Raw genomic sequence first — 20,704 nt, forward strand, 5'->3', positions numbered from 1 at the left:
GCTGGCCGCAACACCACCTGTTGGCTAGTCTGCAGCTGCTTCGCACAGGGAACCCATGCACAAGACGCCCTCCACCGTTTATGCCGGCGCGCTCGCCGTTGCAGCGCTGCTCGGCGGGTTCGGCCTGCTTGCCGACGAGGTGGTGGAAGGCGATACGCTCGACCTCGACAACGCGGTGCTGATGGCGTTGCGTACGCCCGGCGATCCGGCCGATCCGATCGGGCCAGCATGGTTCGAGGAAGCGGTGCGCGATGTGACCTCGCTCGGCAGCTTCTCGGTACTGGGCATTATCGTCCTCGTCGTGTTTGCCTATCTGCTGCTGGTGGGCAAGCACCGCACCGGCTGGTTCATGGTGTTCGCCGTGGTCGGCGGCACCGTCATCAGCACCGTGCTGAAGGCGCTGTTCGACCGGCCGCGGCCAGACCTCACCGGGGTGGCCCAGGTGTTCACCGCCAGTTTTCCGAGCGGCCACGCCACCGTCTCGGCGGTAGTGTTCCTGACCATCGGCGCCATGCTAGCCGAAGCAACGCCCGAGCGGTGGCTGAAGCTGTTCTACATCGCCACCGCGATCCTCCTCACCGTGCTGGTAGGAGTGAGCCGCATCTATCTCGGCGTGCACTACCCCACCGACGTGCTGGCCGGCTGGTCGCTGGGCGCGGCCTGGGCGCTGCTCTGCACCACCGCCGCGCACTTCGTCAGGGAACGGGCCAAGGAGCGCGGCTAGTTCAGTCCAATCCCAGCGGGTCCGCGTCCAGCGGCCAGATCGGCCGGGTGAGGCGCTTGAACGGCAGCTCATGCCAGTTCGGGTTGCTCGTCCCCGGCGTCGCGACGAACAGTTGGCCCCGCGTGTTGGTCACGAACAGGTCCTTGTGCTTGTAGAGGTTCTTGATCGAGACGACCTGCTTGTCGTCGAACGCAATGCCGTGCAGCGAGAACAAGCTCAGCGAATAGAGGTTCGTGCGCAGCGTCGTCAGCAGCACCTCGATGCCCTCGACCCGCACCACCGCGACGTCGCCGATCTCGATGCGCTCGCCGGGCAGGTGGTCCTGGTGGGCGTGGCGCTTGAGGAACAGCACCTCGGCCTCGGCATCGAGGGGTGGGCCGGAATGCGGCTCGAACTTGCCGCCGATCCTGAGCTTCAGCTTCGCGCCAACGCCAACCTGGAAGCAGATCTTGACCGCCGAGGGATCCCACAGCGGCGCCACCACGGCGTTGCGGATGCCGGCGTCGATGAAGGCCTTCAGCACATGGGTGGTGTCACCCGGCGCGCCGCTGCCGATCTGGTCGGAGGTGTCGGCGATCAGCAGCGGCTTGTCGCCCTTGATCGTGGCCTGCTCGATCGCCTCCTTAAATGAGGTGAAGGGCAGCGTCGCCGAGGCCCGTATGCGGTAGAAGGCCTCGCCATACTGTTTCGCCGCGCGGTCGGCGATGGCCTGGTCGCGGTCGGCAACGGCCAGCATCTTGGCGCCGGCCAGTGGCACGTCGGCCCAGGGGAAGCCGTGGTTCAGCGATAGCGACAGCACGCCGTCCTTGCCTTCGCCGTCATAGAGCGACTGGGTGAAGGCGATCATCGGGCCGTCCATGGTCGTCGGGAAGAGGCCCATGGTCTTGCAGTCGAACAGCGCCATCTTAGGTTCGATCTCGCCCTTGAGCGTGCGCTCCATCAGGGCGAACAGGTCCTCGGCGCGCTCGGCGTGGTCGATATGCGGGTAGGTCTTGTAGATGACGATGATGTCGGCGTTGTCGACGAGGGTGTTGTCGATATGGCCATGCAGGTCGAGCTCGATGCCGATGCGGGTGTCCTTGCCCACCAGCTCGCGGGTGCGCTTCACCAGGTCGCCCTCGCAGTCGTCGTAGCCGTCGGCGATCATCGCGCCGTGCAGGTAATAGAGCACCGCATCCACCGGGCCGGCGGCGCGGAGGTCATCGAGGATGCGGTCGCGCATCGCCTCGTAGTCGGCCTTGATGGTCGGCCCGGCCGGGTTTGCGAAGGCGAAGAGGCTCTGGATCACCTCCCAGCCGCGCTCGAGGCCGCGACGGCGCCAGATCTGTCCTGGCGCGGACCAGGGTGAGGTCGGCACGGTCTCGATATTGCCATCGGCCCAGAAGCACTCCTTGAAGTCGTCGATGCCGGTCGGGAATGAGGCGAAGGTGCTGGTCTCGGTGCCGAGGGTGGCGATGAACAGGCGCATGGGAATGGCGGCTCCTGCGGAACGGGTCGCCCTAACCTTGGAAGCCCGCTGCCACAGGGTCAATCGCCGCCGGTTCCGCCGCGCGGAACATCGCTACTTGCGGACGAACAACCCGCCAGCTCCCACCGACATATTGGTCAGTTCCCGCTCGCCCGAACTCAGCCGCCAGTCGAGCATGCGGCGGGCATAGTCGAGCGCCACATCGGTGTAGGCCGGATCATCGGCGAGGTTCACCTGCTCATGCGGATCCTTGGCGATGTCGAACAGCAGTGGCGGCAGCGCCGCGAAGTGCACGTACTTGAACTTCTCGTCGCGGATCGCCGCGTAGGCGCACTGGTCGGACACAATGCCCAGCGCGGTCTCGGGCTTCTGCGTGCGGACGTCGCGGAAATCGTGCTCGAAGTACACCGCATCGCGCCAGTCCCGTGGGGTCTCGCCACGGAGGAATGGCGCTAGCGAGGCGCCATCGCAACTGCGCGGAATGTCGAGGCCGAGCCAGTCGAGCACCGTGGGCATCACGTCGATCGCCTGGGTGAACTCGGTGACGCGCCGGCCGCGAGCCGCATCGGCCGCGGGCCGCGGATCGCGGATCACCAGCGGCAGGTGGAAGGCCGGATCGAAGTAGATCTCCTTGCCCCACACATAGTGCTCGCCCAGCACTTCGCCGTGGTCCGAGGTGACGACGATCAGCGTGCGGTCGTACTGACCGGTGTCCTTGAGGTGCTGGATGATCCGCCCCAGCTGCCGGTCCACCTCGGCGATCAGCCCGTAATAGGTGGCCCGCATCTGGCGGATTTCGAGCTCGTCGGCGGCGACGAGATCCTGCGGGTTGTGCTCGTCATAGGTGCTGGGCTGGCGGAGCGTCTCGATGGCGTAATCGAGCAGCGGGTGCTGCCGGCCTTCCTCGGTCGGCGAGGCGGCGCGCACCGGGAACTCCACGTCGGCGGGGTGCACCATCGCGTTGTACGGCTCGGGCGCGATCAGCGGCGGGTGCGGGCGGTAGAACACGAAATGCGCGAACCACGGCTTGTCGCGCCGCACCAGCAGCCACTTGAGGAACTCATCGGTGAGGAAGGCAGTCTCGCTCTCCTCGGCCTTGAACACGGTGGGGATGTAGCGGAAGCCGCGGTCGGTGGGCTTTTCGAAGCCCGGGCGAGGGCGGAACACGTCGGCACGCCCGCCCGGTAGGTCGTACCCTTTGGCGATGAGGTCCGAGACCCACTGGTCCATGTCCTCGGGCAGGTGCAGCGGGGTGGAGAAGCCTGGCATCACCCCTTCGTCATAGGCAGTGAGCGCCGGGTCGTTGGGATGCAGCCCACGCGGATCGGGGGTGGTGTCGGTGTAGCCGAACAGGGCGGGATCGTAGCCGGCCTTGCGCGCCTCGAGCGCGATATTGGTGTGGCGCCGGTCGAGCGGCGTGCCGTTTCGCCCCGAGCGGTGGTTCATCAGGTACTGCCCGGTGAGAAGGCTGGTGCGCGACGGGCCGCACGGCGTGCACTGGCCGAAATGCCGGGTGAAGGTCACCGCGTCGGCCATCAGCGCATCGAGGTTCGGGGTTTTCGCATTCGGGTGCCCGAGCGCCGAGATGCAGTCGCCGCGCCACTGGTCGGCGCAGATCAGGAGGATGTTGGGGCGGTCGGTCATTCGGGCTCTCGCGAAACTCGCGGGCATTGATGCCCTAAAGTCGGTGTTTCGGGGAGTAGGGGCTATCGGGATTGACGTCGAAATCGACGTCGCGGACGCAGGACTGCGAGGCCGAATGGCTACCGCCGGTGAGCCACGGGCCATCGCGGAGCTCGACCTCGCTGACCATGCTCAGCGTCAGGCAGCGCCACTCGCCCTCCGACGGCAATCGGGAATTGCTCTCGCCGGCAAACTGGTAGGAGAGCGCCTTTTCTTCCCCGTCTGTGTGGCCGAGGATCACCGGGCAGACCTCTCGTCGACGTCCGCGATACACGCAGACGACCTGCTTCTTGCTGGCCATCGCCTCGCGAAACAGCTCGTAGGTTGGGCTCGGCATCAGCAGGCTGGCACGTTGACGGCGAGGCCGCCCTGGCTGGTTTCCTTGTAGCGCTCGCTCATGTCGGCGCCGGTCTGGCGCATGGTCTCGACGCAGACATCGAGCGACACCTTGTGGGTGCCGTCGCCCTTCATCGCCAGCGAGGCGGCGGTCACCGCCTTCACCGCGCCGAAGGCGTTGCGCTCGATGCAGGGGATCTGCACCAGCCCGGCGACCGGGTCGCAGGTCATGCCGAGATGGTGCTCGAGCGCGATCTCGGCGGCATTCTCCACCTGCGCGGGGGTGCCGCCCATCGCGGCGCAGAGCGCTGCCGCGGCCATCGCCGAGGCCGACCCCACCTCGCCCTGGCACCCGACCTCGGCGCCCGAGATGGAGGCATTGTGCTTGATGATGCCACCAACTGCGGCGGCGGTCAGGAGCATGTCGTGGATGCTGGCGCGCGAGGCGCCGGCTTCGAACTGCTGGTGGTACTTGAGCACCGAGGGGATGACGCCGGCCGCGCCATTGGTGGGCGCGGTCACCACGCGGCTGCCGGCGGCGTTCTCCTCGTTCACCGCCATGGCGAAGACGCTGAGCCAGTCATTGCCGGCGAGCGGCCCGAGTTCGTTGCGCTGCCAGGCGTCCTGCAATTGCTGGTGGATCGCCTTGGCGCGCCGGCTGACGTTGAGCCCGCCCGGCATGATGCCGTCGGTGCGTAGCCCACGCTCGATGCAGCCATCCATCGCCGACCACAGCCGGTCGAGCCCCTGCTCGAGGGCGCGGCGGCCAATCCGCGCCTCCTCGTTGGCCCGCTTCATCTGGGCGATCGAGAGGCCGGAGTCGCGGGCCATGGCCAGCATCTCCTCGGCATCGCCGAACGGGTAGGGCACCGCGACCGCATCGGCCTTCACCTCGCCGCGCGCCAGCTCGGCCTCGCTGACGACGAAGCCACCGCCGATAGAGTAGTAGACCCGCCGCAGCAGCAGCGTGCCGTCGGCGTCGTAGGCATAGAACTGCAGCCCGTTGGTGTGCCCGGGCAGCCGCTCCTTCTTGTCGTAGATCAGGTCCTGCGCCGGGCGGAAACGATAGGCCGGGTGCCCCTCGGGGTGCACCATGCCCTCGGCCTCGACCTCAGCGACGATCGCATCGATCCTGTCGGGATCGACGGTGTCGGGTGCGAGGCCGCAAAGCCCCAGCACCACGGCGCGGCCGGTACCATGGCCGACGCCGGTGAAGGCCAGTGAGCCATGGAGACTCGCCTTCAGCGAAGTCACCACGGCGGTGCGCGGGCGCGGCCAGTCGCCGGTCCGGAGTTCGTCGAGGAACCGGTTGGCGGCCGTCATCGGCCCCATGGTGTGCGAGCTCGATGGCCCGATGCCGATCTTGAAGACGTCGAAAACCGAGAGGAACATCAGGCCTCACATATGGTGCGGGCGCACCATAGCGACAACGATCGCGAGCCGCTACTCGTGCGGCTTCAGTGTCTGCATCAGCTTGGTCGGGTCGGTCGAGGGCGTCGGAATGGCGACGCCGATCGAGGTGAGGGTGTAACGCACCCGGCGCAGCGCCTCGCGGCCGCGGGCTCCAAGCTTCTGCGCGACGCCCGAGGCGATCGTGTCGATCACCGCCATGTGGGCGTAGCGCGAGGTGGTCGGCATCAGCACGTTGTCGTCCTCGGCGATGACGATGGGGATGACGATGCCGGCGGCCTTGGCCAGCGGCGTGCCGGGGCGGGTTAGCGCGATGGTGGTGGCGCCGAACGAGGCGGCGATCTGGATCGCCTCGACCACCGCCTTCGACTGGCCGCTGTTAGAGATGGCGAAGGCCACGTCGCCGGGCTGCAGGGTGGAGGCCGACATGCGCTGCTGGTGGCCATCGGTATAGGCAGCGACCGGGATGCCGAGCCGAAACAACCGGAGCTTGGCGTCCTCGGCCATCACCGCCGAGCCGCCGCCCTGGCCGTAGATGTCGAGCCGCCGCCCCTCGGCGATGGCGTCGATGGCGCGGCCAACCGAGGCGGTGTCGAGCTGGTCGAGGCAGGCGCGCACCGCGTTGGCGGCGCGCAGCATCACCGATTGGGCGAGCTGGCCGATATCGTCGGAGAACACCCGATCGGAGCGCAGGTACACCGCCGCCACCGTCATGGTGCTGGCGAGGCGGATCTTGAAATCGTTGAACGAGGCGCAGCCGACCGAGCGGCAGAAGCGGGTGACGGTGGGCTGACTGACCCCGGCCTTGTTGGCGAGCTCGGCGATGGTCAGACGGGTTGCCGCCTCGAAATCGAGCTGCACTGCCGCCGCCACCTGCCGCTCGGCTGGCGACAGCTCGTGCTCGACCCGCTGGATACGTGAGACGATGTCGATGGCGGGCTCATCGATTTCGGTCCTCGTGGCGCGGCGTTTGGCCATGCTGAGCTGCTCCAGTCCTGAAATTGAATTACATCATTGCATCGGATGTGGCCAGCCCGGTGACCGATCGGTCCACAGTGTGGAACGGCGGCTGTCTGTCCGAAACGTGCCAACGCCGCAGCAAAGCCCGTTCTGTTTCAGACTTTTGGCTGGCAGTGCAGAATCCGGTTGCGACCCCTTAGGTTCTGTAACATGATTTCAGGATTGGGGAGTTAGGGCAGGGGAGCAGCGTCATGGCGACATTCGAGTTCGACCATGTGGGGATCACGACGACAGCGCCGCAGCCTAGCGAGGACTGGGTTGAGGCGAGCCGCATCTGGGTCACCAATCCGCGCCACCACCCCGAGCATATCGAGTTCCTGCGCTACGAGCCGGACAGCACCGTGCCGGCGGCAGTGCGCGACAACCCGCACGTCGCCTATCGGGTCGACGACCTCGCGCCGCACCTCGCGGAGCCCGGCGTCGAAGTGCTGATCCCGCCGTTCATCGTCGGCGATTTCCTCGAGGTGGTGTTCGTCAAAAAGCACGGCATGGTGTTCGAGTATATGCGCTACCTCAAGGACGGGTGGTTCGGGAATTGAGCTACAGGGCGATCTACACCTACGCCTGGGATCTCGCCGAGGCCGGCGTTCCCGCTGCGATCGATGAGTTCCGCGGGCTTGGACTCGATACGGTCACCATCGCGGGCAGCTATCACGCCGGCAAGTTCCTCCGGCCGCACGGCATCAACGGCAAGGTGGCGATGCTCGAGGATGGCACGGTGTATTTCAACGCCGATCCCAGCCGCTATGGGGCCATAAAACCGATCGCCAACTCGATCCTGCGAGAGACCGATATCCTGCGCCAGCTGACGGCGCGCAAGGATGTCGCCACCAATGTCTGGCTGGTGCTGCTGCACAATTCGCAGCTCGGCGCGGCGCATCCGGACAGCGTGGTGCGCAACGCTTTTGGCGACCCCTACATCTACAACCTCTGCCCCTCGGCGCCGGAGGCGCGGGCCTATGCCATCGGCCTCGCGACCGATGTCAGCACGCGCTACGACGTGTCGGGGCTGTCGCTGGAGGCGCCGGGGTTCACCCCCTACGCGCATGGCTACCACCACGAATTCGCGCTGCTGCAGTCGAACCTCTGGCTGGAGAACATGCTCGGGCTCTGCTTCTGCGAGCACTGCGTCGCCGGGGCGGAGAAAGCCGGCATCGACGCGAAGCGGCTGAAGGCGCAGGTTGCGGCCGATATCACGCGTTATCTCGATAGCGACATCGACTTTCCGCCCGATATGGCCGAGGCGTTCTGGCGGGCCGATATCGTCGCCGCCGGCGATCTCAACCGCTACCTGCATTTCCGCGCCGGCGTCGTCACCTCGCTGGTTGCCGAAATCCGCGCTGCCGTCCGCAAGGAAGTGCCGATCGCGGTGATCCCATCGGTCGCCCGCCCCACCGGGGGCGCCTGGTACGAGGGTAGCGACCTCGCGGCGCTGGCCGAGGCGACCGGCATCATCGAGGCCTGCTTCTATGAGCCGAGCACCATGCGCGTGAAGGCCGACCTGTTCGACATCCGCCGGCGCCTGCCAGCGAGCGCGGCGCTGCGCGGCATTCTGCGGCCCTCGCATCCGGATCTCGGCAACAAGGCCGAGTTCCTCGCCGCTGTCGCGGCGCTCCGGGCCGGAGGGGTCGACGAACTGGCGTTCTACAACTGGGGCCATCTGCGCCGGGCCAATCTCGGGTGGATCGGCGAGGCATTGAGGGAGTTCACATGAGCGGCGCATTTTCCGGCAAGACCATCGCGATCACCGGCGCGGCGGGCGGCATCGGCCAGTGGCTTTGCCGCTTCTTCGGCGAGGAGGGCGCGACCATCGCGGCGCTCGATCGCAACGACAAGGTGCACGCGCTGGCCGAAACGCTGGGCAAGGACGGCATCACGGTGCAGCCGGCGGTGGCCGATGTCGCCGACGCTGCCTCGGTCGCTGCGGCCTTCAAGAGCTTCGGCGAGGTGCATGTGCTCGTCAACAATGCCGGCATCTCGCGCCACGCCACCTTCGCCAAGACCGACCCGGCGGGCTGGGACGAGGACATGGCGGCGAACGCCGGCGGCGCCTACGCCTGCGCCCACGCGGTGCTGCCGCAGATGGTCGAGCGGCGCTCGGGCAACATTGTCAATGTCGGCTCGGTCAACGGCGTCGCGGCGCTGGGCGACCCGGCCTACAGCGCGTCGAAGGCGGCGATGATCTCGCTCACCCGCTCGCTGGCGCAGGAATATGGCCGCTACGGCATCCGCGCCAACATCGTGCTGCCGGGCACGGTGCGCACCCCGATCTGGGACGAGCGCAAGGCCAAGGATCCGAACGTTCTGAAGACGCTGGAGCGCTGGTATCCGCTCGGCCGCATCGTCGAGCCCTACGAGGTGGCGCGGGTGATCGCCTTCCTCGCCTCGGACGCCGCGAGCGCCGTTACCGGCGCGGCGATCCCGGTCGATTGCGGGCTGACCTCGGGCAACATCGTCATGTCCCGCGAGCTGACGCTCGAAGATTTCTGATCTGGCATTTTTCAGCACTGGCATTTTGGAGGGGGTAGTTTTGGACATGCTGCGTATCGGTATCATCGGGCTCGGCTGGTTCGGCGAAATCCACGCCGAGACCATCGTGGGCGTGCCCAACCTGGAACTGGCGGCGCTCTGCACCCGCACCGAGGATCGCCTCCAGGCGATGGGCGAGAAGTTCGGGGTGAAGAAGCTCTATCGCGACTATCACGACATGCTGGCCGATCCCGAGATCGACGCGGTGTCGATCTGTACCATGTGGGACCAGCATACCGAACCGGCGATCGCGGCGCTCAAGGCCGGCAAGCACGTCTTCCTCGAAAAGCCGATCGCCTCGACGGTCGAGGATGCCAACAAGATCATCGCTGCCTCGAAGGGCGCCAAGGGTATCCTGTTCATCGGCCACATCGTGCGCTTCAACCCGCGCTACCGGATGGCGAAGCAGGCGATCGCCGAGGGCCGCATCGGCAAGGTGGTGGCGCTGTCGTCGCGCCGGAACATCCCGGCCGCGTGGACCCCGACCATCCTCAACAAGATCGGCCCGATCGTCGGCGACGCCATCCACGATACCGACATCATGCTCTGGCTCACCGGCGACAAGATCGTCTCGGCCTATGCGCAGACGGTCGACGTGCGCGGGCTCAAGCACCCCGATATCGGCCAGACCATGTTCCGCTTCGCCGGCGGCGCCACCGCGACGCTCGAAACGGTGTGGTGCATGCCGACGCAGACGCCGTTCGATATCGACGAGCGGATGTCGATCATCGGCACCGAAGGCATCATCCATGTGCAGGACACCTTCCCGCCGCTCGGCATCGTCGATGCGAACAAGCTGCACTCGCCGGATATCACTTACTGGCCGATGTTCGACGGAGTGCGCGGCGGAGCGCTGCGCGAGGAGTTCAACTATTTTGCGGGCTGCGCGCTGACCGGTACGACGCCGAAGATCGGCGTGCCGGAGGACGCCGCGGCCGCGCTACAGGCGACGCTGGCGGCCGAGGAGTCGGCACGGACGGGGAATGTGGTTCGGGTCGGCTAACCCTGGCACATCGCCGAAACTGCAAACGGGAGGCATCATGCCTCCCGTTTTGCTCAGGCGCCGAGGCCCGCCAACTGCGCAACCCGCTCGGACCTCGTACCGGTGACCTCGATGACCGACGGTCCCTTTGCCAACAGCCCAAGATCATCGTCGCGCAGGATGGCCTTGAGCCGCGCATCCACCCGACGGCGAAGCTTGGGATACTCGATGGCGACGGTGATCTCGTCGGGCACCCTAAGTGGAACGAAGACGATCAGGTCAAGCAGCGACAAGGCCCGGCCGATCCGTCCCAGCAACTTGCCGTCCGGCATCCACTCGGTGCCCTCGGCGGCGGCCACCACGTCGAGATAGGCGATCAGGTCGAGCGGACAGCGGTCGAACACCACATCCTTGCCCTCAATGCCAGAAATCAGTTCGCAGCTCTGGCGGAGCTGGTCTTCGAGGTCGGCGATGTTGGGGCCGTCGGCGAACACGACGCCCTGCTGCACAAGCTGCCAGTAGGGCTCGCCGACACTCTGGTAGTGGCTGTACGATGTAACGAAATCGTCCGCCAGCGTGGACTTGCCACTGCCATGCGTCCCGGTAACAGCAAACCGCATCGTCCTCTCCCAGCCTTGGCCGGTCCTTAGCAGCAGCCGCAGGAAAATGGGAGGGATCGGGGGTGCTCGCTCAATGCCGGGGCAAATCGGTTTCCCCTCTCCCCCTGAGGGAGTGGGGACAAGCCTCAGTGCTCATGCCCATGATGCCCGCCGATGAGGAAGCTTTCCTCGAACGGCCGGCGGCTGACTTCCATCGATTTGCCGCCCAGATACACCGACACTGGCTGCAGCAGGCTCGAGCCCTGGCGGCGTTTGCCGACGACGTCTTCGAACACGTAGTTGCTGTCGTACTGCTTGAGCACGGTGATGTCGGCCACTGCGCCGACGCCGAGGTGGCCGAGGTCGGGCTTCTGGATCGCCAGCGCTGGACGGTTGGCGGACATGCCGATCACCTCGGGCAGCGACAGCCCACAGTTGAGCAGCTTGCTCATCGTGTGCAGCAGGTCATACCCCGGCCCCTCGACGGCGATGACGTGGACGTCCGACGAGATCAGGTCCGGCGCAAAACCGTCCTTCAGCGCGGCCTCGGCACTTTCATAGCCGAAGGCGCCCATGCCGTGGGCGATGTCGAACAGCACGCCGCGCTCGCGCGCCTTCAGCACCGCGTCGATCACCTTGCCGTCGGGGCCGATGGCCGAATTCGGGTCGGGGCGGTAGCAGTGCGTGAGGATGTCGCCGGGCCGCAGCATGTCGACCACGTCGGCATAGCTCGGCGGGGCGGTGCCGATATGGGTCATCAGCGGCAGGTTCAGCGCATTGGCGGCTTCCAGCGCCAGTTCCAGCGCCCCGAGCCCGAGCTCGCCGGTCACCGGGCCGCCGATGCGGACCTTCACGCCGATGATGCGGTCGCGATTGGCCTCGACCTTGGCGACGCATTTGTCGACCGGCAGCATCGAGCGCAGCGTCGCCTCGCCGATCGAGACACCCTTGTCGAAGCCGAAAATGCCGGGGAACGAGATGTTGAGGAAGGCGAAGATCCGGTACGGCGAGTGGATCATAACGTAGTCGCGGAAGCCGTCGTAGTTGCCCGCCCCCGCGCTGCCGGCATCGACCAGCGTGGTGCAGGCGGAGCGGCGGGCGATGAAGCCGGGGTCGACGCTGAGCGAGGTCGCCTTGTGGTAGACGTGGGTGTGGATGTCGATCAGCCCCGGCGCGACGATGCTGCCGGTGACGTCCTCGACCTTGGTGCCTGATGTCGCGAGGTCCTTGCCCACCGCGGCAATCTTCCCCGCCTTGATTGCGACATCGAGCAGCCCATCGACGCCGTTGCGCTCGTCGAGGACGCGGCCGCCCTTGAGCACGATATCGAAGGCCTGTCCGGCTGCCGGTGAAGTCATCGATGGTCTCCGGTTCGTGTACGGCGCGGCCCGCGGCGGGCAACCTGCCCGCCGGGTTCGTTACGCCTTGAGTTGGTTCGGCTAAGCGAGCTCGACGACGCGTTTCTCGTTGATCGATTGTTCCGCCGCAAGCACGATCCTGAGGCTGTTCACCGCCGCATCCATCGACTCCGTGAGGTCGAGGTCTTCCTGGATCGCCTTGAGGAAGAAGGCCTGCTCGCGGTCGCAGAGCTCCTGGTGGTTGGGCTCGTCCGTCATGGTGAAGATCTCGTCCTTGCGAACAAAGCTCTTGTCGCCGGGCGCCACCTCGGCGTGGTGATACTGGATGGCGTCGGTCTTGGTGTGCTGGTCGATATCGGAAGAGTCCGACACGCCTTCCTTGTGCGCCTTAGGGTTGGGGACGATCGAGACGGCGCCCTTGGGGCCAACCACGTCCTTCACGAAATAGGCGACCTCGCTCATCATCGGGCCCCAGCCGGCTTCGTACCAGCCGACCGAGCCATCATCGAACTCGACATGCAGGTGCCCGTAGTTCTGCTTGTCAGCCTCGGCCCAGAGCTTGGCGCCGATGCCGTGTACGCGCACCGGCTTCGCCTTGGTCATCTGGCACATCACGTCGACATAGTGGACGCCGCAATCGACGATCGGGATCAGCGAGTCGATCAGGTTCTTGTGCCAGTCATAGGTCGGGCCGCCCGACTGCTGGTTGAGGTTGAGCCGCATGACGAGAGGCTTGCCCAGCGTCTGCGCCAGCTCGGTGAACTTCATCCAGCTGGGGTGAACGCGGAGGATGTAGCCCAGCACCAGCTTCTTCTTCTTCTCGCGCGCCAGCTTCACCACCGCTTCGGCGTCGGCGATGTTGGTGGCGAGCGGCTTTTCCATGAACACATGGGCGCCGGCGTTGATCGCCTTGATGGCGTATTCGGCGTGGCTGTTGGGCCACGAGTTGATCGAGACGGCGTCGGGCTTGGCCACCCGCAGCGCCTCGTCATAGTCCTCGAACAGCGGATAGCCCGCGAGCTCGTCCGGAATGGGCTTCGTCTTGATCGAGCGGCTCATCAGCCCAACGATCTCGAAGCCCGGATTGCGGTGATAGGCGCTCGCATGCGAGGCGCCCATGTTGCCGAGCCCGACGACCAGGACTTTTACCGTGTTGGCCATCCGGCCCTCCCATTCGCTTATGTTTCCGGCCGCAAGGCCGTGAAATCCCTGAACCACCGGCGTCATCCCCGCGAAGGCGGGGACCCAGTGGGATTCTCGGCCTCCACAGGCGTTGCCCCCATCCCGCTAGGTTCCCGCCTTCGCGGGAATGACGCCGGGGAGGAGGTGAGGACGGCGTGACACCGCCCGCACCAATCACGCCAGATCAGGCCGGCACGGCCTGGTCGAACAGGTGTGCCTTCACCTTTTCGATGTCGACCGCCGCCAGGTCGGCCGGCAACTGGTAAGCCGCGGCGTCGGCCTTGACCTTGTCGTGGTCGAAATCGTTGGCCGGCCCGACGCAGTCATTGGTGCAGACGTCCTCGGCCTTGATCGGCTTGGTGATCTGCTTGAGGTCGTAGATCTTGTCGAAGAAGGTCTGCCATGCGGCCATGTCGTGGTCGCCCCAGCCCTTGCGCTTCGCCATGTCGCCGCGAACGACATTGATCTGCTGCAGGATCGAGGTAGCACCCAGCTCCGGACCGATATTGCTGGCCAGCGTCGGGAACTGCTCGAATACCGCGTGCACGGCCGCCATCGGGTTGTGGTAGGCGAACTCGAGGCCCATCGACCAGGCGCGCAGGTACTTGTCGAGGAAGGCCTTCTTGTCCGGGTCCTCAAGGTCGGCGGCGCGGACGACGTAGGTGTTGGCAAACAGCGGCGAGCGCTGCACGCCGAGCCAGTACTCGAAATCGAGCTTCGAGCCGATCCACTCGGCCCGGAGGCCCTCCCAGGCGAGGGCGGCGTCGCCCTGGCCGGCAGCGAGCGCCGTTCCCCAGGTGGGCCAGCCGGCTTCGACATATTTGACCTTGCTGATATCGACGCCGTGGACGGCCAGCATCGGATCGACGATCGACTGCCAGGCGGCAGAGCCGAGCAGGATTGTCTTGCCCTCGAGGGTCTTCAGGTCATTGGTGCCTTCGCCCTTGCGGAAAGCGAGGCTGAACGTATCGAGTGCGCCCCAGTGGAAGGCGGACTTCAGCTTCATGCCGTTCTCGAGCGCGAACGAGAAAATACCTGGTGACGGAAAGCCCATGTCGGCCTGGCCGACATCGACGAACTTGACCGTCGCAGTGCCGTCCGACGGGCCGGGCTGCAGCTCGGTCTCGACGCCCAGATCGGCGAAATAGCCCATCTTCTTGCCGATCCAGTAGCCGAAGTCGTCGAGCACTTCGAGCGTGCCGCGCGGCGAGATCCAGGTGAACTTGGAGTAGGGCGCGGCAGTGGCGCGGCCAATGCCGCCAAGCGCGGTGGCGGTGACGACGCCGGCTGCGGAAACCTGGAGGAATGTGCGGCGGCTTATGCCGCCCGGAAACGAAAACTTGGTCATCGGAAATACCCCTGTTGATGGAACGTCCCTTAGTCCCTTATTTCCTGCCGCCATTCCCTCCGGCGGCAGGCCGTGCCTCAGGCCTCCCAGCTCGCGTACTTCTTCCCCAACAGGAAGAAGAGCACGTAGATCAGGATGCCCAGGATGGAGAGGATCAAGACCACCGCGAAAAACTGCGGCATCTGGATCATGGATGAGTAGGAGGTGAGCCGGTTGCCCAGCCCGAAGCCACCGCCAACCATCTCGGCGCCGACCGCGGTCAAGAGCCCGAAGATCGAGCCGACCATCAGGCCGACGAAGATCATTGGCAGCGCCATCGGCGCGCGCACCTTCCAGAAAATCTGTAGCGTCGAGGCGCCATAGGAGCGGGCCAGTGCGATCTTGCCGCGATCGACGCGGCGGAAGCCGGTGGCGGCGTTGATCATCACCATCGGGCCGGCAGCGAGCGCTACGGCGATGATGCGCGGCTCGTAGCCGAAGCCGAAGCGCAGGATCAAGAGCGGCACCAGCGCCAGCATCGGCGTCGTCACCAGCAAGAGGATGTACGGCGTGATGATCTTTTCGGCGAACGGGAACTGCGTGATCACCGCCGCGAGGATCAGCCCGACCACTGCGCCGATGCCGAAGCCAACAAACAGCTCTACCAGCGTGTGGCCGAGGTGCGGGGCGATGAACGGGAAGTCGGTGAACAAGGCGACCGCGATCTCGCTGGGCTTCGGGAGCACATATTGCGGCACGGCGAAGAGGTTCAGCAGCAGCTCGGTGCCGCCGATGATCACCACCGCGACCAGGACGATCGCCAGCACCTCGCCCATCGACTTGATGCCGGGGCCGGAGGTGAGGGCGGACATGTTGGTGATGCCGACCTCGCCGGCGCCGCCGGCGGACTTCTTGAATTCGGGAATGGCGTCGGTTTCGCTCATCTGATCCTCACGCCACCTGAGCCGGCTGGGCTGCGTCTCTCGGGAAACGGCTCTGCTGCGTCCCGACGATTTCCGCCTTGATGGCATTGGTGAGGTCGAAAACCTCCTTGGTCGACATGATCTCGAGCGAGCGCGGCCGCGGGAACGGCACCTCGTGGATATTGGCGACGCGGCCCGGGCGCGGACTCATCACCACGACGCGGTCGGAGAGGAAGACGGCCTCCTCGATCGAGTGGGTGATGAGGACGATGGTGGTTTTGGTATCGAGCCAGATTTCCTCGACCAGCCGGTTCATCTCCTCGCGGGTGAAGGCGTCGAGCGCGCCGAACGGCTCGTCCATCAGCAGCACCGAGGGCTTGTAGCTCAGCGCGCGCACCAGCGCGGCACGCTGCTGCATGCCGCCTGACAGCTCGCGCGGGAAGCGCCCGCCAAAACCCTCAAGGCCGACGCGGTTCAACAGCTCGTTGATCCAGACGCGATCGGGCTTGGTGCCCTTGATCTCGAAGGGGAAATTGATGTTGGCGTCGAGGTTGCGCCACGGCAGGAGGTTGGCCTCCTGGAACACCATGCCGATCTCGGGATTGGGGCCGGTGATCGGCTTGCCATCGAGCAGCACCTCGCCGGAGGTGAGGCCGTGGAGCCCCGACATAGACCACAGCAGCGTGGTCTTGCCGCAGCCGGATGGGCCGACGATCGAAACGATCTCGCCGTCCATCACCTCGAGCGAGCAGCGATCGATCGCCAGGAGGTCGCCCGAGCGGGTGTTGTACAGCTTGGTCGCGCCCTTCACCTGCAGTTTCGGTTGCTTGGAATCCCCAGCCGTCATCGCCCCTCGCGCTACCCTGTACCAGATCGTGGAACGGGTGCCAGGCGGCCCCTGAACCGCTCTATCCCCCTCCAGGCGGCAGTGTGTAACTATCCTACATTACGAGTCAAGCGGCAGAGGTTGAGCTTTCGTATGTCAGCCGGACTGCCGCATTTGCAGGTGTCTTGGCACTTGCATCGTGTGTAAGTTTCCTACATTTTGGACGCAGAGCACCTGAGAGAGCGTCGTTCCGGCGGTAGGGCATTGGCTGGCCAGAAATGATAGAAGTCGGGTCGGACCCCACAGGCAGAAGGCCGGACATGCGGAAGCACAAGCGCGACGAGGCGAGCGGCGAAGGCTACGCCAAGCCGATCCCCGACATCCTGTCGCAGATCAAAGACTCCTACAGCGAGTTGCGACCAGCCGAGCGCCGCGTCGCCGACGTGGTGCTGGCCGATGTCACCTTCTCGGTCGACGCCTCGAACGCCGAGATTGCGAGGCGCGCCGAGGTGAGCGAGCCGACGGTCACCCGCTTCTGCCGGGCCATCGGCTGCGACGGCGTGCGCGACTTCAAGTTGAAGCTGGCGCAGAGCGTCGTGGTTGGGCGGCTCTATCTCTCGCCCGCCCCGCCGACTGAGCCGAGCGCCAATGCCTCACCGCTCTGGACCGAAGTGTTTGGCGAAGCGCGGAACGCGCTCAACATCGTCGAGCGGCAGATCGACCCGGTCGATATCATCGCGGCGGCCGAACTGGTGGCGAGTGCGCATCAGGTACTGGTTTTCGGGCTGGGCGGCAGCTCGACCGCGCTGGCGCAGGAAACGCAGAACCGGCTGTTCCGCTACGGCGTGGTGGTCACCGCCCATTCCGACCCGTACGTGATGAAGATGACGGCCTCGACGCTGAAGCCGAACGACCTGGTCATCGCAATTTCCGGCACCGGGCGCACCCGCGAAGTGGTGGAGGCGGTGCAGCTCGCCAAGCACTACCGTGCCAAGGCGCTCTGCATCACCGCGCCGGATACCGATCTCGCCGCCACCGCCGATGTGGCGCTCACCGTCGATATCCCGGAATTCCCCGATCCGCTGAAACCCACCGCTTCACGCTACGCCTTCCTCGCCATCATCGACCTCGTTTCGAGCGCAGTCGGCACAAGGCTCGATCCCGATGCGCGCGAGACACTGCGCCGGATCAAGTACACCGTGCTGAACCACAGGAAAGGCAAGGTGCTGGAGCCGCTGGGCGACTGAGCGGGAGTGATGCCAGTACACGGTGCCCACTGTAAGAGGCCTGTTAACCGGCCCGGGCAAGCGACGGGAATATTGACCGCACGCGTGTTACTTTTGGCTGCCGCCAACGTTTGTGTGTCGGATGCCATGGAGATCGGAAATGAAACACCTGCTCCTCCTTGTGACCACCACTCTTACAATCCTGTCCGCCGCCCCGGTTGCAGCGCAGCCGATCAACATCATCGTGCGCGGCGGCACGCCCACCATCCTGCCTACGCCGCTGCCCAGTGGCGGCGACTACGTCTACGGCTTCCCGGCCAATACCAACTACCCGAACTTCGACCCGGCAGCGGCGGCCATCAACGCCGAGCTTGCGATCCATCCGAGGTCCCGCCTGCGGCCGCCCAATCTGTGGCTGGCAACGCGGCTGGCGGTAACGTCGGGTTCCTGGGCCGAGCACCAGGAAGCCTGCCAGGCCGGTTTCGCCACCTACGACCCTGTCAGCGACACCTATCTGGCGGGCGGCCTGCCCCAGCGTTGCCCGCTCTAGGGTAGAGTGGAGCGGGGTCGCGACGGCGATCCCGCTGTCCTTAACCGGGTTATGCACAGCGAACTGGCCCCAGAGGGCTGCAGCGCTGCACCGCCATGCAGTCGACTGCGCCTGATCCGCCAATGGCTTGGCTGTGCTGACACCAGATCGTCATCGAGGTGTCACGGCTCGTTCATCGCGCTGAAATCCAACCGTCGTGGTCTCCGACTAGGAGTGCGCCGCTCGAGAAATCGACCGGCATTCCCTTTCTTCGGAGACATTTGAGATGAAATCCAACTGGCTGCTCAGCGCGGCTCTGGCCGCGACCGCCCTGACCTTCGTAGCGTCGCCCGCCGCCGCTGCGACCAAGTTCGAGTTCTGGTATGGCCTGTCGGGCGACCTGTCCGAACGCATTCAGGACATGTGCAAGACGTTCAACGCCTCGCAGACCGACTATGAGATCGTCTGCGTCAGCCAGGACAACTACGACAACAACCTGCAGAACACGATCGCCGCATTCCGCGCCAACAAGCAGCCGACCGTCACCCAGATCTTCGACGCCGGCACGCTCGACCTGATGCTGTCCGACGCCTACGTCCCGGTGCGTCAGCTGATGGAAGAGAACGGCTACCAGATCGACTGGAAGAACTATTTCTCGGGCATCGCCTCGTACTATTCGACCTCGACGGGTGAGCTGCTGTCGATGCCGTTCAACTCCTCGACCGCGCAGATCTATTTCAACACCGATGCGCTGGCCAAGGTCGGCTTCACCGGCGTGCCGCAGACCTGGGAAGAAGTCGAAGACGTCGCCCGCAAGATGAAGACCGCCGGCTACGAGTGCCCGGTGGCGTTCGACCCGGCCGGTGCCTGGCAGTGGTTCGAGCAGTTCTCGGCCGTCCACAACCAGCCGATCGCCACCAAGGGCAACGGCTTCGAAGGCCTGGACGCCGAGATGGTCGTGTCGAAGGGCAAGTTCGTCGACCAGCTGACCTGGATCAAGAAGATGTATGACGAAGGTCTCTTCGTTCATAAGTCCAAGGATGCGGGCGAGACCGCCAACGACGCTTTCGTCAACGGCAAGTGCCAGATCACCTCGTCGTCGGTTGCCGATCACGGCACCTTCTCCAAGCAAGCCAAGGAAGGCGTGCACTGGACCAACGCGATGATCCCGGTCTGGGCCGGCACCGAGCGCACCAACAGCCTCGTGGGCGGCGCTTCGCTCTGGACCCTCAAGGGCAAGTCGCCTGAGGAGTACAAGGGCGCCGCGGCGTTCTTCGCCTTCCTCGCCACGCCCGAGCAGGCCGAATGGTGGTCGACGGTTACCGGCTACATCCCGGTCACCAACACCGGCTTTGAAGCCATGAAGGCCAAGGGCTTCTACGACGCCGCTCCGTACAAGGGCCGCGAGCTCGCTATCCAGTCGCTGACCTTCACCCCGCCGACCGAAAACACCCGCGGCATCCGCCTCGGCAACTACGCCTCGATCCGCGCCGAAATGGTCAAGACCATCCAGTCGGTGCTGTTCAACAACGTGCCGGTCAAGGAAGCCCTGGAGGCCTTCGATGCCAAGGGCAACGAAATCCTGCGCCGCTTCGAAGCGACCTACGCCGGCAAGAACCTGCTCTGATCTCTGCCTGACTTCAGCACGGGCGGCCCCGGCCGTCCGTGCATTCTATTTTGGTGGAAGGTCCCCATGGAACGCCGCGCCTATTATCGCAACGGATGGATGCCCTGGCTGCTGCTGTCGCCGCAGCTGATCCTGGTCCTCGTCTTCTTCTACTGGCCGACCACGCAGGCACTGTACTGGGCGTTCTCGCTCGAGCAGCCCTGGGGCGGCGACAACACCTGGGTCGGGTTCGACAACTTCCTCGCCATCTTCCGTGACCGCGAGTACTGGACCACGGTGCTACGCAGCGCGTTCTACGCCATCGTCTCAACCGGCCTCTCGATGGCCGTGGCGCTCACCCTCGCGGCGTTCGTCGATCGCTCGCTGAAGGGCACCCGGATATTCCAGTCGATCTATGTCTGGCCCTATGCAATTGCAGCGCCGGCGGCCGGCGTGGCCTTCCGCTTCATCTTCGCGCCAGAATCGGGGCTGATCGGCTCGATCAACCAGATCTGGCCGGGCATCTGGGATCCGGCGACCAATGGCTGGCACGCGCTGGCAATGGTCATCATCTGCCATGCCTGGCTCGGCATCGGCTACAACTTCATCTTCTTCCTTGCGGCGCTGCAGATGATCCCGCGCTCGATCTCGGAAGCGGGCGCCATGGATGGCGCGCGGCCGTTCCAGCGCCTCATCGACCTGCAGCTGCCGCTGATCGCCCCGACAGCATTCTTCCTGCTCATCATGAACCTGATCTCCAGCTTCACCGACAGTTTCGGACTGATCGACGTGATGACCGAGGGCGGCCCGATCGGGCAGACCGAAGTCATGGTCTACAAGATCTATTTCGACGGGTTCAAAGGCCTCGACTACTCGGGCGCCGCGGCTCAGTCGATCGTCCTCATGCTGCTCGTCATCGGCCTCACGTTCGTCCAGTTCAAATGGGTCGAACGGCGCGTCCACTACAACTGAGGTG

The 20,704-nt window shown here is 65.4% G+C and carries 20 protein-coding genes; 9 read left to right on the forward strand and 11 right to left on the reverse strand.

Going from position 1 to position 20,704, the window contains the following annotated elements:
• Positions 1-55: 55 nt before the first annotated feature.
• A complete protein-coding gene (locus tag AC1DV8_RS02350) occupies positions 56-724 on the forward strand; it encodes a phosphatase PAP2 family protein (protein ID WP_477148103.1) in 669 nt (222 codons plus the stop codon).
• 1 nt (position 725) lies between these two features.
• On the opposite strand, the gene AC1DV8_RS02355 is transcribed toward AC1DV8_RS02350, so the two are convergent.
• From AC1DV8_RS02355 to AC1DV8_RS02375, 5 genes are all read right to left on the reverse strand, one after another.
• A complete protein-coding gene (locus AC1DV8_RS02355) occupies positions 726-2,192 on the reverse strand; it encodes a M81 family metallopeptidase (protein ID WP_477148102.1) in 1,467 nt (488 codons plus the stop codon).
• 93 nt (positions 2,193-2,285) lie between these two features.
• Positions 2,286-3,836 (reverse strand): alkaline phosphatase family protein, encoded by a 1,551-nt coding sequence (locus AC1DV8_RS02360; protein ID WP_477156327.1) that lies wholly within the window; start codon positions 3,834-3,836, stop codon positions 2,286-2,288.
• A gap of 34 nt (positions 3,837-3,870) precedes the next feature.
• Positions 3,871-4,212, reverse strand: coding sequence for a hypothetical protein (locus tag AC1DV8_RS02365; RefSeq protein WP_477156328.1), 342 nt, complete (start codon positions 4,210-4,212; stop codon positions 3,871-3,873).
• On the reverse strand, positions 4,212-5,603 hold the full coding sequence (locus AC1DV8_RS02370; RefSeq protein ID WP_477156329.1) for an L-serine ammonia-lyase: 1,392 nt from the start codon (positions 5,601-5,603) through the stop codon (positions 4,212-4,214). Before AC1DV8_RS02370 ends, AC1DV8_RS02365 begins: the two co-directional genes overlap by 1 nt.
• Positions 5,604-5,654: 51 nt before the next feature.
• Positions 5,655-6,599: a MurR/RpiR family transcriptional regulator gene (locus AC1DV8_RS02375; protein ID WP_477156330.1), complete on the reverse strand. Its 945-nt coding sequence runs from the start codon at positions 6,597-6,599 to the stop codon at positions 5,655-5,657.
• Positions 6,600-6,832: 233 nt separating this feature from the next.
• On the opposite strand from AC1DV8_RS02375, the gene AC1DV8_RS02380 reads away from it, so the two are divergent.
• Genes AC1DV8_RS02380 through AC1DV8_RS02395 form a run of 4 tightly spaced genes read left to right on the forward strand, consistent with a single transcriptional unit; the run spans position 6,833 to position 10,173 of the window.
• On the forward strand, positions 6,833-7,180 hold the full coding sequence (locus AC1DV8_RS02380; RefSeq protein ID WP_477156331.1) for a hypothetical protein: 348 nt from the start codon (positions 6,833-6,835) through the stop codon (positions 7,178-7,180).
• Positions 7,177-8,355 carry a hypothetical protein gene (locus AC1DV8_RS02385; protein WP_477156332.1) on the forward strand — a complete coding sequence of 393 codons (1,179 nt, stop codon included), beginning with the start codon at positions 7,177-7,179 and terminating at the stop codon, positions 8,353-8,355. The genes AC1DV8_RS02380 and AC1DV8_RS02385 overlap by 4 nt, the downstream gene beginning before the upstream one ends.
• Complete coding sequence (locus tag AC1DV8_RS02390; RefSeq protein WP_477148095.1) at positions 8,352-9,131, forward strand: SDR family oxidoreductase; 780 nt, start codon at positions 8,352-8,354, stop codon at positions 9,129-9,131. The genes AC1DV8_RS02385 and AC1DV8_RS02390 overlap by 4 nt, the downstream gene beginning before the upstream one ends.
• A 46-nt stretch (positions 9,132-9,177) precedes the next feature.
• Complete coding sequence (locus AC1DV8_RS02395) at positions 9,178-10,173, forward strand: Gfo/Idh/MocA family protein (protein ID WP_477156333.1); 996 nt, start codon at positions 9,178-9,180, stop codon at positions 10,171-10,173.
• A gap of 53 nt (positions 10,174-10,226) precedes the next feature.
• On the opposite strand, the gene AC1DV8_RS02400 is transcribed toward AC1DV8_RS02395, so the two are convergent.
• The 6 genes from AC1DV8_RS02400 to AC1DV8_RS02425 form a co-directional block, all read right to left on the reverse strand.
• A complete protein-coding gene (locus AC1DV8_RS02400) occupies positions 10,227-10,772 on the reverse strand; it encodes an AAA family ATPase (RefSeq protein WP_477156334.1) in 546 nt (181 codons plus the stop codon).
• 125 nt (positions 10,773-10,897) lie between these two features.
• Positions 10,898-12,109: an amidohydrolase/deacetylase family metallohydrolase gene (locus AC1DV8_RS02405; RefSeq protein WP_477156335.1), complete on the reverse strand. Its 1,212-nt coding sequence runs from the start codon at positions 12,107-12,109 to the stop codon at positions 10,898-10,900.
• An 81-nt stretch (positions 12,110-12,190) separates the two neighbouring features.
• A complete protein-coding gene (locus AC1DV8_RS02410) occupies positions 12,191-13,270 on the reverse strand; it encodes a Gfo/Idh/MocA family protein (RefSeq protein ID WP_477148091.1) in 1,080 nt (359 codons plus the stop codon).
• Between the two features lie 205 nt (positions 13,271-13,475).
• Positions 13,476-14,639: an ABC transporter substrate-binding protein gene (locus AC1DV8_RS02415; protein ID WP_477156336.1), complete on the reverse strand. Its 1,164-nt coding sequence runs from the start codon at positions 14,637-14,639 to the stop codon at positions 13,476-13,478.
• Positions 14,640-14,716: 77 nt separating this feature from the next.
• On the reverse strand, positions 14,717-15,562 hold the full coding sequence (locus AC1DV8_RS02420) for an ABC transporter permease (protein WP_477156337.1): 846 nt from the start codon (positions 15,560-15,562) through the stop codon (positions 14,717-14,719).
• A gap of 7 nt (positions 15,563-15,569) precedes the next feature.
• Entirely contained in the window at positions 15,570-16,388 is an 819-nt protein-coding gene (locus AC1DV8_RS02425; protein WP_477156338.1) for an ABC transporter ATP-binding protein, read from the reverse strand.
• A 299-nt stretch (positions 16,389-16,687) separates the two neighbouring features.
• Here AC1DV8_RS02425 and AC1DV8_RS02430 point away from each other — a divergent pair, with 299 nt between their 5' ends.
• From AC1DV8_RS02430 to AC1DV8_RS02445, 4 genes are all read left to right on the forward strand, one after another.
• Entirely contained in the window at positions 16,688-17,614 is a 927-nt protein-coding gene (locus tag AC1DV8_RS02430) for a MurR/RpiR family transcriptional regulator (protein WP_477156339.1), read from the forward strand.
• A 139-nt stretch (positions 17,615-17,753) separates the two neighbouring features.
• Positions 17,754-18,143, forward strand: a complete 390-nt coding sequence (locus AC1DV8_RS02435) for a hypothetical protein (RefSeq protein ID WP_477148086.1) — start codon at positions 17,754-17,756, stop codon at positions 18,141-18,143.
• Between the two features lie 265 nt (positions 18,144-18,408).
• The gene (locus tag AC1DV8_RS02440) at positions 18,409-19,749 is read left to right on the forward strand and encodes an extracellular solute-binding protein (protein WP_477156340.1); all 1,341 of its coding nucleotides are present in this window, start codon (positions 18,409-18,411) and stop codon (positions 19,747-19,749) included.
• Positions 19,750-19,815: 66 nt separating this feature from the next.
• Complete coding sequence (locus AC1DV8_RS02445) at positions 19,816-20,700, forward strand: ABC transporter permease subunit (RefSeq protein WP_477156341.1); 885 nt, start codon at positions 19,816-19,818, stop codon at positions 20,698-20,700.
• Positions 20,701-20,704 lie beyond the last annotated feature (4 nt).

This window comes from Devosia sp. P3_B2, from assembly GCF_056402875.1.